Origin of the sequence: Shewanella chilikensis, from assembly GCF_037953065.1 — a bacterium.
In the GTDB taxonomy this organism is placed as follows: Bacteria; Pseudomonadota; Gammaproteobacteria; order Enterobacterales; family Shewanellaceae; genus Shewanella; species Shewanella chilikensis.
Window position 1 is genome coordinate 916,583 of sequence record NZ_CP149966.1, and the last position, 14,733, is coordinate 931,315.

Here is a 14,733-nt window from a genome sequence, read left to right on the forward strand (position 1 = left end):
GGCTAAGCTTTGGCGCTTTGCCTGGTTATTCAACCTCGCAGGGCTTGCCAGGCTTCGCAGATCTGCCTGAACTTGGCGGTATCACCGCCTTGCCTGTCAGGGTGCCACTTCAGCGCCAGTTTACGCCACTGGCGACGGATTTCCTTGTCGCTGGCATCGTCTTCCAGTTCCAATACCCGCAGCGCCTCTCGCTGGGCAAAACGGCCGGGACGCACGCCAATATAATCCTGATAACTGTTCCAGAAGGACTCCAGCATCTCACGAACGACATTGACGCAGGTGTCGTAGTTGTTCCAGTCGAGGTAGTAGTCTCTAAGCGCTGAGTCATCCTGTTGTAGTTGCAGCACATTGGCCGGTGGGATCCGCAGCAGTATGATATCCATGGCCTGTACTTGCAGCCATTGGCCCGGCAGCAGCATGTGTTGCAGTTCATAGAGGGCATTCATCAGCAGAAAGTTTCGTTTGAACAGATCTTTCTCGGGCAGAGGATCCAAGTTGTGCATCAGTCCCTGCTGCTGTAACTCAGTGGCGAGGTGATGCACCTTCCAGGAGCGGTTGCTGCGTTTGAGTAAACCGAGAATGGGCCAGGTAAGCGGGTTATCGCCTTTGAGTCGGGTCGGTTTGACTTCAGTGGCGTCGGCCTGGTTCAGCGCGGGTTTGGCAAGCAGCATGGTAGCAATCATTCATCCTGAACTGACGATAAAATCTACTATGCCACAGGTGTCCGCGGGTGCAAGGTGAAATTAATGGAACCCGGCATGGAGCCGGGTTCTGGAATAGAAGGTGAGAATGAGCTCTTCCTTAGATCTTGGTAAACAGCTCTTCTTGAGGCAGGCGAGACTTGGGCAGCTTGGCGTTGAAGTCAGACTCGTCATGGTAGCCAAGAGCCACCACTACGCTGGCGGTCAGGCCCTGTTCTCTTAGACCCAAAACCTGATTGAGTTTGCTGGCATCGAAGCCTTCAATAGGGGTTGCATCTATGTCCAATACGCTGGCGCCCAGCAGCAAAGTACCCAGCGCCAGATAGGTTTGTTTCTCCATCCAGTGCTGCAGGTCCTTAAGTTCGAACTTGTGCATATTGGTGAAGAAAGAGCGGCCGTTGTGTTGGCCCTGTTTGGCGTTTTCGTCGGCGAAGCGGCCATCGGCATCTTCCTGCTCAAGCAGACGCAGCAGATGGGCTTCGTCCATGTTGTTGCGGGTACAGAGTACTACCACGTGGGAAGCGTTGAGGATCTTTGGCGTGTTGAAGCTATAGTCTGCGGTAGACTCGGCAATTTTGGCTTTGCCTTCATCTGTCGCGGCCAGTACAAAGTGCCATGGCTGGGAGTTCACCGAGGAGGGGCTGAACTGCAGCAGGCTCTGCAGATCTTCAATTTTATCCTGGGGGATCTTCTTGTTGGGATCAAAAGCCTTGGTGGTATAGCGCTTTTTGGCAAGGTATGTCAGATCTGTCATGTCACTACTCCGGACAAATGAGGCTGAAATTGTTTTGGCATTCTACGATCTCTGTTGCGCTTTACAACAGTGTTTCTGCTGCAAGCTATATCAAAAATAAATTGAAAGTACGCGGTGGGGAACCACCTCTCGGTGCCAACAGGATTGCTTTTGCATGTTTGTTGGGTGCTAAATTGCGTTTGCTGTATATATTGGTTAATATATGGACAGGTTTATGGCGGAGCAGCAAAGATGAATACCCTAGAGAAAGCCAATGCAGCCGAGGTATTATTCAAGGCGTTTTCCAATGCTTGCAGCGAGTTACAACTTACCCAGGCCGAGGCCAGCCGTATCATAGGCGTAAATCCCAGCACCTTGAGCCGTAACAGCGGCAAGGGGTTTAAACCCGATTCCAAGCAGGGGGAGCTGCAGTTGCAGCTTATCCGTCTATATCGCTCGCTGTATGCTATAGCGGGTGGTGAAAAAGCTTTTATGCGTCACTGGCTCAACAGTCCCAACAAGGCGCTGAATGGAACCCCCAAGACTTTATTGCAAACCGTGGTTGGTCTGGTGAGTGTTAACCAATATCTGGATGCGATGCGAGGCAAGGTCTGACAGCCATAGCCGGTGACAGGAGACAAATAACTGAAAATGGATTTTAGCGCGTTAGAGCCGCAGGACTTTTTTCCTCGCCACTACTTTGGTCGCGGTTATCGCCTGGTCGAGTCCCAGGAAGAAGCCGCCACCCTGAGCCTGGTGGATGATTTTGATGAACAGATGCTGCTTGAGTCTCTGCTCGATGAGGTTAAACCGCCATACCGAAGCGGGACAGAGCACTTGCATTATCTGCTCAAGACCCCGTTTCGTTATCCGCCGCTGCGCCATGGCTCGCGCTTTGGCAGTATCACAATGGAAAGCTTCTTTTATGCCAGTGAATCCTGGCAGACCTGTTTGGCTGAAGTTGCCTATTATCGCTTTGTCTTTATGGCCGACATGCTGGAGCCTTATCTGGAGCCGCTGCGCTCTGAGCATATGTTGTACTCTGTGGATATCAATGCCCGCGATTGTGCCGACCTGACGCTATTGCAGGGGCAGGGAGTGCAGCAGCAACTGACTCACAAGTCGAGCTATGCCTATACCCAGGCTTTGGGTGCTTGGTTGCTGCAACAGCAGGCGCAGATGATCCGTTACACTTCGGCCAGAGCAGAAAAGGGCGTCAACCTGGCGCTGCACGATCCTTTGGTGTTGCTATCAACCGAGCCGCAGGAGTGTGAATACTGGCTCTGTCAAAGCTCCGCCGACAAGGTGGCTTTCAGTCGTCGTAACAGCCGCAGCATGCCATTGACCTGGTTTTTAAAAGACTTTTTGCGGGACGGGCAGTTGCCGCGTCCCGCCTGAGAACAGAAATTACCTCAGGATTGGGTGGTGATAAACAGCGGGTTGGAATAGAACCAGAGATCGCCGTAATTACGCTCATTGATGTCGTTGTACCATTGCTGCACCTGCTCCCCTTCGGCCTGTGGCAATACCTCTGAACGCAGTGGCGTGCCCTTGTTGGTCAAGCCACTGACGTTGTAATCCAGGTTGGTGCCCCGCAGGCGGAAATACTGCTTGCCATCGGCGATAAAGCTGAAGCTCATGCGGTAGAAACCATCGCTGTCTTTTTGCCAGTCGGCCTGGGTGAATGACTTGATCACCCGGGTACTGTCGTTGGTTTCCTTTTGCCAGGCAGCTGTTCCCGGCTTGGCCCGCTCACTGATATCGCCGGCAATCAAATCGATATGATGTACTCCCGGATTAATGCCGGCGTAGTGTTCATTGCCGATATCGCTTTCCTTGTTATTCAGCTCAGGGCTGCGGAACCTGATATTGATAGTGACCTTGTCGCCGGCCTTGGCACTCAGGGTTTGTCCCATAGTGATGGTTTGATCACCGCTATTGATCTTGAAATCCAGTCCATCAATGAGATCGCCAAATACCGCAAAGCTGTTCCCCGAGCGTAGCCCTTCAAGCAGCGCTTTGGTGCCTTCGCCCTCAACCCAGGTGTAATTCTTGGCGTATTCGCCGGGATAATAACTGCTGGCGTAAGGGGGGCGGGTCTTGAAGTGAATATCCGAGTTGCCCATGTTCCAAATCCTGCGCCCTTCGCCCAGTAGCGCATCCCACCAACCGCCGACTTCGGCCACGACGGGATCGACACCGCCGTAAACACCGCTCGATCTGTCGCCATAGTCACCGCGGTTGCCACTGAACTGGCCGCCAACCATGCCTTCCACCAGGAAGAAGACCTCAGGCGCGGCATCGTGAAGCTCCCTGACTTCGGCTATGGTGTAGCTGTCGAGATAGCGTCTGGGGTGATTGAGCATGCCGTAGCTCTGTTTGGGAAAGTGTTGCTGCAGCCAGGCGAGCGCCGCTACGGCGTCTGCGTGGTTTTGATTCTGACGCTTGACGCCGGCGGCCTCCCAGGCGGCGAGATCTTCGGCTGCGAAATCCTCCGGCTCATTCTTGGCGCTGAAGCGATACTCGAAGGTTTTAATCGCATCCAGAGTCTGCTGTTCATCGGCCAAGATGGCGATATTGAAGTGTTCGTGAGTCGGCATATCCCACTCAAAGCCCGAGTAAACCAACTTGCCCGGGTAGTTGGGCATTTGGCTGGTGAGTCCGGGTTTTTCGTAGCGGGTGAGGGCATCATAGAAGAGAATGCCACCTAGGTCGTTATCTTCATTGTCCTGGCTGTTGTTGCGCATATGGTTGGTCAGGCTCATATAATCCAGGCCAAAGTCCTCTAAGCCCCACTTGAGAATATCGGCCTGGGTCTCTCTGGCATCTTGGGAAACCGCAGTGTGAACATGAAGATCGCCTTTGAGCCAGCGACCCGTTACCGGCTCGGGAGTTTGAGTGTCGTTATCTGAGTTACAGCCGGCCAGCAGGGCCAGAGACAGCAGTGACAAGGCTGCGACTTGATGGGATTGACGCACGAATAACCTCTCTATATTGGGCGTTTGGGAAAGCACCCAACATAGAGAACAAAGATGGCAGATTTATGGCTCTTTTGTACTAAAAAGTTACCCTATGATCAGCGCAGCACCTTGGCAAGGAAACCTTGAGTACGAGGGTTTTGCGGCGCATTGAAAATCTGCTCCGGCGTGCCCGCTTCCTGGATCACCCCTTCATCCATGAAGATCACCCTGTCAGACACCTCGCGGGCAAACCCCATTTCGTGAGTGACTATCACCATGGTCATGCCGTCGCGAGCCAGGGATTGCATCACATCCAGTACATCGCCGACCATTTCCGGATCCAGCGCCGAGGTGGGTTCGTCAAACAGCATCAGCTCCGGAGACATGGTCAGGGCTCTGGCAATGGCCACCCTCTGTTTCTGGCCGCCGGACAGACTGGATGGATAGGCATCTTTCTTATCTGCCAGGCCAACCTTAGCCAGCAATCCCAAAGCCTTGGCTTCGGCCTCGGCCGAACTCATCAACCCCAGCTTGACCGGTGCCAGCGTCAGGTTGGCCAACACTGTCTTGTGGGGAAACAGGTTAAAGTGCTGGAATACCATGCCCACTTTCTGTCTGAGCTTGTCGACACAGGCCCCCGGCGCCGTTATCGATTCACCGGCTATCCGTATTTCGCCTTCAGTCGGTTGCTCCAACAGGTTGATACAGCGAAGAAAGGTACTCTTGCCACTACCACTTGGGCCTATAATACTGACCACTTCTCCCTTGGCGATATGCTGATCTATGCCCTTGAGTACTTCCAGTTTGCCGTAGGACTTATGCAGGTTGGTTATCTCAATCACTTTGTTTCAGCCTCGCTTCAAACTTACCCAACAGCCAGGTGAAGCTGTAGGTCAATAACAGATAGATCAGGGCACAAGTCAGCAGTGGCACCACATCTTCGAAGGTCCGGCTGCGGATGATTTCACCGGCGCGCATAAGATCCACACCACCTATAAAGCCGATGACGGCGGTTTCCTTTAATAGCACGATAAATTCATTGCCGAGCGCCGGTAGGATATTCTTGATAGCCTGCGGTAACACCACCTCACGCATGGTCAGTGAATGGCTCATCCCTAAAGAGCGGGCGGCCTCGGCCTGGCCCTTGTCGACCGCCTGGATACCGGCACGGATAATCTCACTGATATAAGCGCCGCTGTTGAGACCGAAGGCGATGATGGCGGCGGTCACCTTGTCGACATCCATGGCGGCCAACACGATAAAGTAGAGGATTACCAGTTGCACCACCACAGGGGTGCCGCGGATCACCCCGACATACAGCTTGGCCGGCCAGCGAAGATACCAACGTTCGGACATGCCCATCAGGGTGGTCAGTACCCCGAGGATGGCGCCGAGGATCATGGCGAAGAAGGTCACTGTCAGGGTGACCTTGAGGCCGCTTAGGATCAGCAAGATGCCGACCATGCCGTCTTCCCCTATGGGGGTGAACAGCGAAGAGATTATTGCATCCATCTAAGATTACTTCTGATATTTTTCAAGGATTTGTTGGTATTCACCTGAGCTTTGCAGCCGTGACAGGGTGGCATTGATCTGGCCGAGCAGTTCGGGTTGATTCTTGGAGACTGCAATACCGTAAAACTCGGGTGAGAAGTCGATATCCAGCTGTTTGAGAGTGGGGTTCTTGGCCAGATAAGTGGCCGCCGGTTGGCTGTCGAACAGTACCAGGTCTACCTTGTGGTTTTTCAGCTCCATAAAAGCCTCAAAACCTGTGTTGAAAGCCACGACTTCGGCCTTGAGCTCCTTGGCCATAATGTCGCCGGTCGAACCCAACTGCACCGCAATTTTCTTGCCGGCAAGATCAGCCGGAGTGTTGAATACCTGGCTGTCCTGATTGACTATCACCACTTGGGTAGCTTCGTAGTAAGGCGTGGAGAAGTCGACGCTCTTTTGCCGCTCATCCGTGATTGTCATACCGGAGGCGATAAAGTCGATTTTGCCTGAGTTCAGCGCCACTATCAAAGAGTCGAACTTGAGGTTTTCTACCTTGAGGGTTTTACCGGCATCGGCGGCAATCGCCTTGGCAATGTCGATATCCAGCCCTTTTACCTCATCACCATTGGCGCCTCCCATGTATTCAAATGGGGGGAAGGCGGCATTGGTGCCGACGACCAGTACATCTTGATCTTTACCGCAGCCGGTCAACAGCAAGGCCGTGATCGTGGCCAGAAGCAGGGATTTTTTCATCTTGGAGATACTCTTGAGGAACCGTATGACTGGCACTATAGCCAGTTCCCATACCTCAATCAATAACTAATCACAAAAAATGACTAATTATTCACTGCCCGCACATGTTTCGTTAAAAAAACATTATTAATTAGTTTGTTATTTATTAACCAAATGTGTTTGAGTGAATGAAGTAGAGATTGCTCAACTAAGGCTGAGCGACGAGTGAAGATTTTTTGTCGCCTGAGACACAAGAATGTGCATTTGGCACAGCACCGAGGAAAAATTTGTTATAAAATGCGCGCCCAAAATCCTCTGCCTGCCTACAATGGTGGAAGCCCACTCCGGATTTTGGAACAGGCCTCCAATTCAGCACCTGCCAAAGCAGACAGCGAAGCACACAAAATAGAACAAGATGGGGTCGTATACCTATGATAGAAAAACGCTTTATTACCGCTCAGGAATTGCTGGAGGATTCATTTCGTCTGGCTGCACAGGTCTATGAGAGTGGCTTTCGGCCGCAGTTTATTGTTGGGATCTGGCGTGGCGGCGCCCCAATAGGGATCGCGGTACAGGAGTTTTTCGACTTCAAGAAAGTGGAAACCGATCATATTGCGGTGCGTACTTCATCTTATTACGGCATAGGCACAGATAAGCAGAGCAAGGAGATCAAGGTTCATGGTCTGCATTACATTGTTGAAAATGCCAATGCTGATGATGGTTTGTTGATTGTTGATGATGTCTTCGATTCCGGGCGCAGCGTTTTTGCGCTTAAGGAAAAGCTCAGTCAATCCATGCGTCTGAATATGCCCAAGGATATCCGCATCGCTTGTCCTTACTACAAGCCGCAAAATACTGCGGTGCCATTGAAACCCGATTACTATATCCACGCCTCGGATGAATGGCTGGTATTCCCCCATGAAGTTTCCGGCCTGAGTGCGCAAGAGCTGGCCGAAGGTAAGGGCGATCTTAAAAATATCAAAGAGCTGTTTCTCTGATAAAAAATCCAATGCAAAGAGGGCGCCGATAGGCGCCCTCTTTGTTGTTGGCAATGGCTAGATATCCATGCAGTTGGCGTAGTAAGTCACGGTCGCCGGCCAATCGGAGAATACCCCCAGGACACCTATTTCTTTGGCCAGTACATCCAGTAGTTGATAGACATCGCCATCGTTATTAATGCTGCCGCTGATGCTTTGGTAGTACCAACCACCGCCTTGTGCCAGGGGGCCAGAACGCTCCAGTGACCAAGTGATTATTTTAAGCCCGGCTTCCTTGGCCGCCAGAGCATAGGCCGAGGGAACTATTTTGCCGCTGTCATCCAGACCGACCAATACCCACAAGGGCGGCGCAATGATTTCGACTCCCAGGGCCTTGAGCCTTTGCATATCGGCCTGCCATTGGCTCATATCATTGGGGTTAAAGCTGCTGTCCGAGTCATACCTGTCATCCAGATAGACGGCCTGCCTGCCAAAATCGGTATTATTGGCCAACCAGTATTGCACATCTTCCAGATTAAACGACTGGGGATAGACATTTTTTGCAGGTACTCCGGCCGCCTGATATTCGTCGATCATCTTCTGAGCATAGTCCTGCTGGCTAAAGCCATCGAAGGGCATGGGCACACTGGCGGCCTTGAGCTCAGGCGTCATCTTGACCCTGGCTTCTTTAAACAGAGCTATACTCTCGGCATGGGTCATCAATGTGCCGCAACTGGCGTAGAGATCCGTGCGCCAGTCAGGAGTACCCTTCATAAATGTTTCCGCCGTGGTGGCCTTGGGATTAAAACCATCCATCTTGCCGCAAAGCTGTTTGAATTCATCCAAGGTTATATCGCTGGTACAGCACTCGGCGCTGGCGTTAACACCATTGGCAGCATCGGCGGGAGAGAAGGGCTGACGGCATTTGGCTACCAACTCAGGGATGCCGAGGATATTGGTGGTTGTGGCCAGATCGCATTGGGAGTGCCGACAAACCAGCTGTTTATCGGCGGTGAAGGTGACATCACATTCCACTATCCCGGCTCCGGCATCTATAGCTGCCAAATAGGCTTCTTTGGTGTGCTCAGGGAACTGCATTGAGGCGCCGCGGTGGCCTATGCTGAAGTCGGTGCGATAAAAGGGCCCTTTGCTGCATTGTGCCAGTTTATCTTTGAGCGGCCCTTCATCCATGTCATTTACCAGAAATTGGGGGCGGGGGCCCAAGTTGGCGCCAACTTTTTCCTGTTGATCCTGAGCCGGAGTTGAAGTACTGGCGTTGTTGTCACTGCTGTTGCAGCCACTGAGCAACAGGCCAAGCAGCACCAGGCCTGGTAACGTCGATGCTGTCTTGGAGTGAAAAGTCTTCATTAAGCAGATCCTTATGCTATTTCGCACAGGAGTTTACTCACCTGACGAGAATGGTATTTCTGAAGCTAGGGATGCTTGATGACAGCCGGATAGTAAAATTATGACAACTAACTTAATTAATACAGTACTTTGTTCCGGATATACTGAAGAGGAACCATTGCGTTAGTCTTAGAGTCGGTTGATCTTATCCTTCAGATCGTAGCTCTTGTCTGTAACTATGGTTTCCAGATTAGCAATCCGCTGCTTCAATTCATCCACTTCCCGTTGCAGTTTTTCAATCTCACCATTTTGGAGATACTGCTGTTTTTTGTTGTAGTCCTTGATGAGTATCATGGCAAAGAAGCCTATGATTATAATGAATATTAGTCCCATAATGACCCTTGATATTTAGCTCGTTAGCTATTGTGGCACAGCATGGTGCCACAGGAAAACCAAGCGGCTCACATAGCTAGAGTTTCAGCGTGTCTTTAATCAACACGCAGCGCTGCTCTTTCTCTATTGCTTGCTTGAGATTGCGCTGGGTCTGGGCCGATAGCTCAGGGGTAGCCTGCAAGGCTTTTTCGAGCCGCAGCATTGAGGCGTGACTGCATTGACGCGGTAAGAGTGCCGGCGCGTAACTGCGCATAAATACCGGGTCTTTTTCGGCGTCCAGAGCGGCTAACTGACTCAAGCGCTGCTCTGCGGTGCTTGCCTGCAGTTGCCCTTGGCTGCTGGGATAGAGGTTTTCCATCGCTACTCTCAGCTTGGCAAACGGCAGCGCCGAATGGTTGATTTTCTCCAGCCAGCGGCGTTTGCCGGCGGTGTCCGGGCGCACCACTTCGGCGGCGATGGCCGCCTTTTGCCCCGAATCGCTGATATCAAGTTTGGCTTCTTGCTGTAGCAGATATTTGCTGGTGGGGTAATCGTAACGGTTCAACTGATAGATAAGCTGCCAGCGGGTATCCTGATCCAGCTCCACTCCCTTTATCTTGCTGTGGCCCTGCAGCAGTGACAGCAGGTGATCAAGTGAATCACCGTCGCGGGCAAAGTCCACATAGGCATCGAACCAGCGCCGCTGCAGATCTTTATTATCCGCGTTTTGCATGGTCAGACGCAGACTCATCTGCGCCAGCGCTCTGATGGCGCGCTCGGCGTAGGCCGAGTGAATCGGAGCCATCGACTCGAGTAAGGCCTTGCTATAGCGCATATTGCCGAGAATTTGTCCCAGCAGGGTGTAATCCTTCTCTTGGGGAGCATTGATCAGCACAGTTTCCAGATACTTGTTCAAGGGCAAATTACCGCTCTGGACACTGTCCCACAGGCTTTGCCAGAGCATGGCGCGCAGCAGGGGATCTTCTACCTTGGCCAGGTGATTGAAGGCGGTATCGAACGAGCGTGGGTCGAGCTCGACTTTGACATAGCCCCAGTCCTGATAGTTGGGATAAACCAAATCAGGACAGGATGCGCCTTTAAGTTGCGGCACCAAGGTCTTTTCACCTTGGTAGGTAACGGCCAGAGTTTGCAGCAGGTGCATTTCATGGCGGCCCTTGCTTAGTAAGGCCAGCTGAACTTTTTGCTCTCTGAGCGTCGGGTAGGCGGGATCGCTTGTTGACTGCAACAGGGCAAATTCACTGATGCGGCCATCTTGGCACTGGAACTCGGCCTTGAGGCTGTTGACACCGGCGCTGTAGAGCCAATCCCGGGTCCATTGGCTCAGATCCCGCTTGGCGGCCTGGCCGAGACTGGTAATGAAGTCTTCCAGTGTGGCGTTTTGCCAGGAGTAGCGTTTGAGGTATTCACTGACGCCACGGCGGAAGGTTTGCTCCCCAAGCAGGTGGCGCAGTTGAATGAGAACCGCGGCCCCTTTCTGGTAAGTGATGGCATCGATATTATCGAAGGCGTTGGCACTACTGGCCACAGGCACTTCTATCGGATGGGTGGTAACGCCAGAGTCCTGTTGATAGGCACTCTGTTTGCCCCTGGCGTAAAAACTGCGCCAGGTGTTGTCAAACTCAGTGGCTTCGGCGCTCGCCAGCATGCCCATGAAGGAGGCGAAGCTTTCATTGAGCCACAGGCCGTTCCACCATTTCATGGTCACCAGATCGCCAAACCACTGGTGCGCCATTTCATGCATGATCACCGACGCCAAGCGCTGGCGCTGATTAGCTGTCATCTCACCACTGCCAAGAAAACGCCCTTCGGCAAAGGTGATGGCGGCGGCATTTTCCATGGCACCATAGAGGAAGTCAGGCACCAGCAGTTGATCGTATTTTTTAAAGGGGTAGTCGATACCGAAATAGTCGTCAAAAAACTTAAGCCCGGCGTCTGTGTATCTGAACCAGTCGGTGGCATTGACCTGGGCTGCCACTGATTGGCGGGCAAACAGGCGCATGGGGTATTTGCCGCTGTTGTCTTGCCAGACATGGTAAGGGCCGGCATGCATGGAAAAATTGTAGGGGCTCAACTTGGGCGTTGCCGGAAATTGCCACAGCTGGCTGTCACCCTCCGGGGTCACACTCAATTCTTGGGTGGCGCTGATCACCTGCCAGTCTTTGGGGGCTCTGACGGTTAACTTGTAGCTGGCCTTGAGATCCGGTTGGTCGAATACGGCAAACATCTGCTGTGCGGCGGCGGGCTCAAAGTGGGAGTAGAGATAGACCTTGCCATCGACGGGATCCACAAAGCGGTGCAGCCCTTCACCATTGCTGGAATGCTGGCGTGTGAAGCTGACTTCTATCTCATTGTCGCCTATGAGCAGCAACTTGGCACTGATCTCCAGGTAGGCGCCATTGTATTTGGGATAGAGCCTGTGGCCGTTGATCTTAAGGCTGGTGATCTGCGCCTTGCTCAAGTCCAGTGTCAGGGGCTGTTGGTTGTCGCTGAGACTGAAACGTACCAGGGTGCGGTTGGCAAATCGCTCGCTGCCATCCAAGGTAAAGTCCAGTTCATAGCTGACATTGCTGACTCTGGCAGAGCGAGCCATCGCCTGTTGCTCGCTGATATAACCGCTGCCATCCCGCACTCCGGCGGAGGATTGAGTGCTGCTGCAGCCGCTGAGTGATAGCAGTCCGGCAGCCAACAGGCTGAGACCAAACAACCGGGGAAGAGATTTCACAAACAGATTCCTTGCTTTTTATTGTTTTACCATTAGGTGTCGGTGTTTTCCCTCACAACAGGAATGAAAGGGGAGGGATACACTTAGAGTTAATACCCTGTCAGGCTTGGCGCCCGTGGCATAAATTACGCTATTTGCCGACAAAGAACAAAGGAGAAATGTTACAAAAAAGCCGCTGTGACAGCGGCTTTTGGGAAGGAGCGTTAGACTTGGTTAGAGCCCGAGGAAGGACTTGGACTTCACTTTGCGGATCTCTTTTTCATCGGACCATTCGATCAAACCAGTTTCCAGATCCATCAGGCGCATGGTCATCTTATAGTAGACATCACGGGTGCTGCCATTTTGTTTGACTATGCTGGAAAGGTTGCCGTAGAGCATGTACTGAGCGCCTATTTGACGACCGAACTTGATGGCGGTGGATGGGTCAACCATGCCGGCGTTGTTCTGGTAGTCCAGTTGTTTGCGCACTGAATCCACCTTGGTCATATCGATAAAACGGAACTTGCCTGAGCGCAGCAGCTTGTTGCTGATGGAGTCGGTCACTGACTCAGTATCTATATGCTCAGAGGTCTTGTTCTTGATCTTGTCGACAAAGATGATAGGTCTATCGTTGGCTGTCATGGCCACCACAGGCGGAAAAGTCAGCATGCTGTCGACCATTTTGGCGGCAATGGCTTGCAGATCTGTCGAACCGAAGTTTTCATTCACTGTCTCTACCTCAGTGGCATCACCGTATTCCACTTTGGATTGACAGGCTGCCATGCCCATAGCCATTGCCAGTATCAGTATCAGCTTCAAGTGTTTCATAGTCAGTTCCATTTCAAGGTTATCAAATCAATTTTGTATAAAAACGTGTGACATTGCCAGTGTCTATTGCCCAGACCAGAGTGGTCTTGCCACTCTGAACCTGAATTTCCGTGCCCTGATTGTCCAGGGTTAGTTGATAGCTGCCGGCATCGATAAACTGCCTCGCTATCTGTGCTTGGCGCGGTAACGTGAGCCAACTGCGGCGATCGGCCTGTTCTGTGACCACGTTGAATATCTGCATGGCGATCACCCCAAGATCCGAACCGTCTTTGCGCTCGGCCTTGCGGGCCATTTCCGACTTGGCATAAACTCTGGCGGCCTGGCGCACCAGCAGATAGGGTAGTTCCTCCTTGAGCGCAGTGATGGCCAAGGCATCTATATTGGCTATAGGGGCTGCGGTCATAGGTTTTGACAAGCCGCGGATATTGGCACTGTTGACCGGTACTCTGGAGGGCATATAGGTGGGCAGAGAGACAGTTTGCCAGTTGCCGTGAATGGTGAAGGGAACCGTTAGGCTCTCCTTGGCGGGCACAAAGCCGCGCTCCAGCAGCAAGATGACCTGACCTTGCCCCTTGGTGGGCGTGGGCGCTTCTCCCCAACGGCGTTTGAACTCATCATACTGAGGCATGGCAAGCTCCTTGGCCAAGCGCACCAGATCCTGCTGCAGATAAGGATTATCCGGCATAATCTGCGCCGCCTTGCGATAGTCAATAAAGGCATCGTTGCGCTCACCAAGGATTTCGTGGAGTACCCCTGTGGTGTAGTAACTGTAGGCGTTCAAAAACGAGCTGGTGACACTGCCGGCGGCCTTGCCCAGTTTATCCATTTCGGCGCTGATGGTGCCGTTGGCCATCTGCTGCACAGCGCTGCTGGATTTCTCATACCTTTGCTGCTCCAGCGATTGCAGTTCATTACTGCGACGCACCTCCACCAACGCGCCTTCGGCATCACCGGCAAACAGATAATTGAGCGCCTGATATTGGTGCAGCATAATGCGCTCATACCCGGGACCGCGATAGGGAATGATATTGTCGTTCAGCAGCAGGCTGCCGCCTTGGGAACCCAGTCCGGATAAACTGAGTTTAGCCTTGTCGTCAAACGCCTGGTAGGCGGCTATGGCGCTTTGGTAATAGTCTTTGCTGGCGGTGAAATCGCCGCTTATCTGGGCGGCGCGCCCCGCTTCCTGGGCATAGAGCAGGCCATCGCGGCCGTTTATGCCATTTGCCAGTTCTTTGGCAGCATTGCCCGGCTTTGATGAGTTGAGCTCGGCGCGAACGCCTGCCAGTTGGGATGGATAGTTGAGCAATACACTGTTGAAGGCACAGCCAGTAAGGCTTAATGACAACAACAGTGGCAGCAGTAACTTGCCTGACTTCAAGAGCCGGCTCCTTGGTTTTGGATCTCCAGTCGTTCTCTCAGGGTGAGTCCTTCCAGATGATCGTATTCATGCTGAAAAATGCGCGCGATAAAGCCCTGTAACCATTCTTGCTGCCACTCGCCGCTGAGATCCTGATAACGTACCTCAATGCTTTCATGGCGCAGAATCTGTACTCTTTCACCGGGCAGAGACAGGCAACCCTCTTCCCCGGCCAGCATCTTGCCTGAGCGTTTGAGTATCTGTGGGTTGATCACCACCTGGGGCGTCATCAAAGGCGCATCCGGATATCTGTCGTTGGGATGGGATGCCATAATAAACAAGCGGATACCTTGGCCTACCTGAGGCGCGGCTATGCCTACGCCCTGTGCCAGTTTCATGGTCTCGAGCATTTTCTCGGCCAGGGCCGCCAAAGGTTCATCGAACAGTTGAACCGGCTGGGCAGTCAGCCCCAGAATACGTTCTCCGTGGGTTGCTATGGCTAACATCCTTATC

The 14,733-nt window shown here is 52.6% G+C and carries 15 protein-coding genes; 3 read left to right on the forward strand and 12 right to left on the reverse strand.

The annotated features are described in order from the left end of the window. Nucleotides 1-29: 29 nt before the first annotated feature. Complete coding sequence (locus WKR14_RS04230) at nt 30-671, reverse strand: DNA-J related domain-containing protein (RefSeq protein WP_101052696.1); 642 nt, start codon at nt 669-671, stop codon at nt 30-32. A 130-nt stretch (nt 672-801) separates the two neighbouring features. Further along, nucleotides 802-1,455 (reverse strand): oxygen-insensitive NAD(P)H nitroreductase, encoded by a 654-nt coding sequence (nfsB, locus tag WKR14_RS04235; RefSeq protein ID WP_165564526.1) that lies wholly within the window; start codon nt 1,453-1,455, stop codon nt 802-804. A 231-nt stretch (nt 1,456-1,686) separates the two neighbouring features. Between nfsB and WKR14_RS04240 the strand changes: the two genes are divergently transcribed. Both WKR14_RS04240 and WKR14_RS04245 read left to right on the forward strand, forming a co-directional pair. After that, nucleotides 1,687-2,049: an MbcA/ParS/Xre antitoxin family protein gene (locus WKR14_RS04240; RefSeq protein WP_025011540.1), complete on the forward strand. Its 363-nt coding sequence runs from the start codon at nt 1,687-1,689 to the stop codon at nt 2,047-2,049. A 36-nt stretch (nt 2,050-2,085) separates the two neighbouring features. Beyond that, nucleotides 2,086-2,832, forward strand: coding sequence for an RES family NAD+ phosphorylase (locus WKR14_RS04245; RefSeq protein WP_165564527.1), 747 nt, complete (start codon nt 2,086-2,088; stop codon nt 2,830-2,832). Between the two features lie 14 nt (nt 2,833-2,846). Here WKR14_RS04245 and WKR14_RS04250 read toward each other — a convergent pair whose 3' ends face one another. The 4 genes from WKR14_RS04250 to WKR14_RS04265 form a co-directional block, all read right to left on the reverse strand. Further along, nucleotides 2,847-4,412, reverse strand: a complete 1,566-nt coding sequence (locus tag WKR14_RS04250; protein WP_339087423.1) for a hypothetical protein — start codon at nt 4,410-4,412, stop codon at nt 2,847-2,849. Nucleotides 4,413-4,510: 98 nt separating this feature from the next. Next, complete coding sequence (locus WKR14_RS04255) at nt 4,511-5,236, reverse strand: amino acid ABC transporter ATP-binding protein (protein WP_165564529.1); 726 nt, start codon at nt 5,234-5,236, stop codon at nt 4,511-4,513. Beyond that, entirely contained in the window at nt 5,229-5,906 is a 678-nt protein-coding gene (locus WKR14_RS04260; RefSeq protein ID WP_101052519.1) for an amino acid ABC transporter permease, read from the reverse strand. Before WKR14_RS04260 ends, WKR14_RS04255 begins: the two co-directional genes overlap by 8 nt. A gap of 6 nt (nt 5,907-5,912) precedes the next feature. Continuing rightward, on the reverse strand, nt 5,913-6,638 hold the full coding sequence (locus WKR14_RS04265) for a basic amino acid ABC transporter substrate-binding protein (RefSeq protein WP_224867683.1): 726 nt from the start codon (nt 6,636-6,638) through the stop codon (nt 5,913-5,915). 410 nt (nt 6,639-7,048) lie between these two features. Between WKR14_RS04265 and WKR14_RS04270 the strand changes: the two genes are divergently transcribed. Next, entirely contained in the window at nt 7,049-7,615 is a 567-nt protein-coding gene (locus WKR14_RS04270; RefSeq protein WP_101052515.1) for a phosphoribosyltransferase, read from the forward strand. Between the two features lie 57 nt (nt 7,616-7,672). Here WKR14_RS04270 and WKR14_RS04275 read toward each other — a convergent pair whose 3' ends face one another. The 6 genes from WKR14_RS04275 to def all read right to left on the reverse strand — a co-directional run bounded on the left by WKR14_RS04275 (nt 7,673) and on the right by def (nt 14,726). Further along, on the reverse strand, nt 7,673-8,962 hold the full coding sequence (locus WKR14_RS04275; RefSeq protein WP_339087424.1) for a glycerophosphodiester phosphodiesterase family protein: 1,290 nt from the start codon (nt 8,960-8,962) through the stop codon (nt 7,673-7,675). 168 nt (nt 8,963-9,130) lie between these two features. After that, a complete protein-coding gene (locus WKR14_RS04280; RefSeq protein WP_101052511.1) occupies nt 9,131-9,334 on the reverse strand; it encodes a hypothetical protein in 204 nt (67 codons plus the stop codon). 76 nt (nt 9,335-9,410) lie between these two features. Next, complete coding sequence (gene pepN, locus WKR14_RS04285) at nt 9,411-12,056, reverse strand: aminopeptidase N (RefSeq protein WP_248952909.1); 2,646 nt, start codon at nt 12,054-12,056, stop codon at nt 9,411-9,413. 213 nt (nt 12,057-12,269) lie between these two features. Next, nucleotides 12,270-12,863: a penicillin-binding protein activator LpoB gene (gene lpoB, locus WKR14_RS04290; RefSeq protein ID WP_177192617.1), complete on the reverse strand. Its 594-nt coding sequence runs from the start codon at nt 12,861-12,863 to the stop codon at nt 12,270-12,272. Nucleotides 12,864-12,885: 22 nt separating this feature from the next. Further along, a complete protein-coding gene (locus WKR14_RS04295) occupies nt 12,886-14,241 on the reverse strand; it encodes a hypothetical protein (RefSeq protein ID WP_339087425.1) in 1,356 nt (451 codons plus the stop codon). Next, nucleotides 14,238-14,726 (reverse strand): peptide deformylase, encoded by a 489-nt coding sequence (gene def / locus WKR14_RS04300; protein WP_335922958.1) that lies wholly within the window; start codon nt 14,724-14,726, stop codon nt 14,238-14,240. The genes WKR14_RS04295 and def overlap by 4 nt, the downstream gene beginning before the upstream one ends. Nucleotides 14,727-14,733 lie beyond the last annotated feature (7 nt).

What these genes read in the sequence shown, in the direction of transcription:
- WKR14_RS04230 (WP_101052696.1), bottom strand. Translation starts at nt 671, where the DNA reads ATGCTGCTTGCCAAACCCGCGCTGAACCAGGCCGACGCCACTGAAGTC.
- nfsB (WP_165564526.1), bottom strand. Translation starts at nt 1,455, where the DNA reads ATGACAGATCTGACATACCTTGCCAAAAAGCGCTATACCACCAAGGCT.
- WKR14_RS04240 (WP_025011540.1), top strand. Translation starts at nt 1,687, where the DNA reads ATGAATACCCTAGAGAAAGCCAATGCAGCCGAGGTATTATTCAAGGCG.
- WKR14_RS04245 (WP_165564527.1), top strand. Translation starts at nt 2,086, where the DNA reads ATGGATTTTAGCGCGTTAGAGCCGCAGGACTTTTTTCCTCGCCACTAC.
- WKR14_RS04260 (WP_101052519.1), bottom strand. Translation starts at nt 5,906, where the DNA reads ATGGATGCAATAATCTCTTCGCTGTTCACCCCCATAGGGGAAGACGGC.
- WKR14_RS04265 (WP_224867683.1), bottom strand. Translation starts at nt 6,638, where the DNA reads ATGAAAAAATCCCTGCTTCTGGCCACGATCACGGCCTTGCTGTTGACC.
- WKR14_RS04270 (WP_101052515.1), top strand. Translation starts at nt 7,049, where the DNA reads ATGATAGAAAAACGCTTTATTACCGCTCAGGAATTGCTGGAGGATTCA.
- WKR14_RS04275 (WP_339087424.1), bottom strand. Translation starts at nt 8,962, where the DNA reads ATGAAGACTTTTCACTCCAAGACAGCATCGACGTTACCAGGCCTGGTG.
- WKR14_RS04280 (WP_101052511.1), bottom strand. Translation starts at nt 9,334, where the DNA reads ATGGGACTAATATTCATTATAATCATAGGCTTCTTTGCCATGATACTC.
- lpoB (WP_177192617.1), bottom strand. Translation starts at nt 12,863, where the DNA reads ATGAAACACTTGAAGCTGATACTGATACTGGCAATGGCTATGGGCATG.
- def (WP_335922958.1), bottom strand. Translation starts at nt 14,726, where the DNA reads ATGTTAGCCATAGCAACCCACGGAGAACGTATTCTGGGGCTGACTGCC.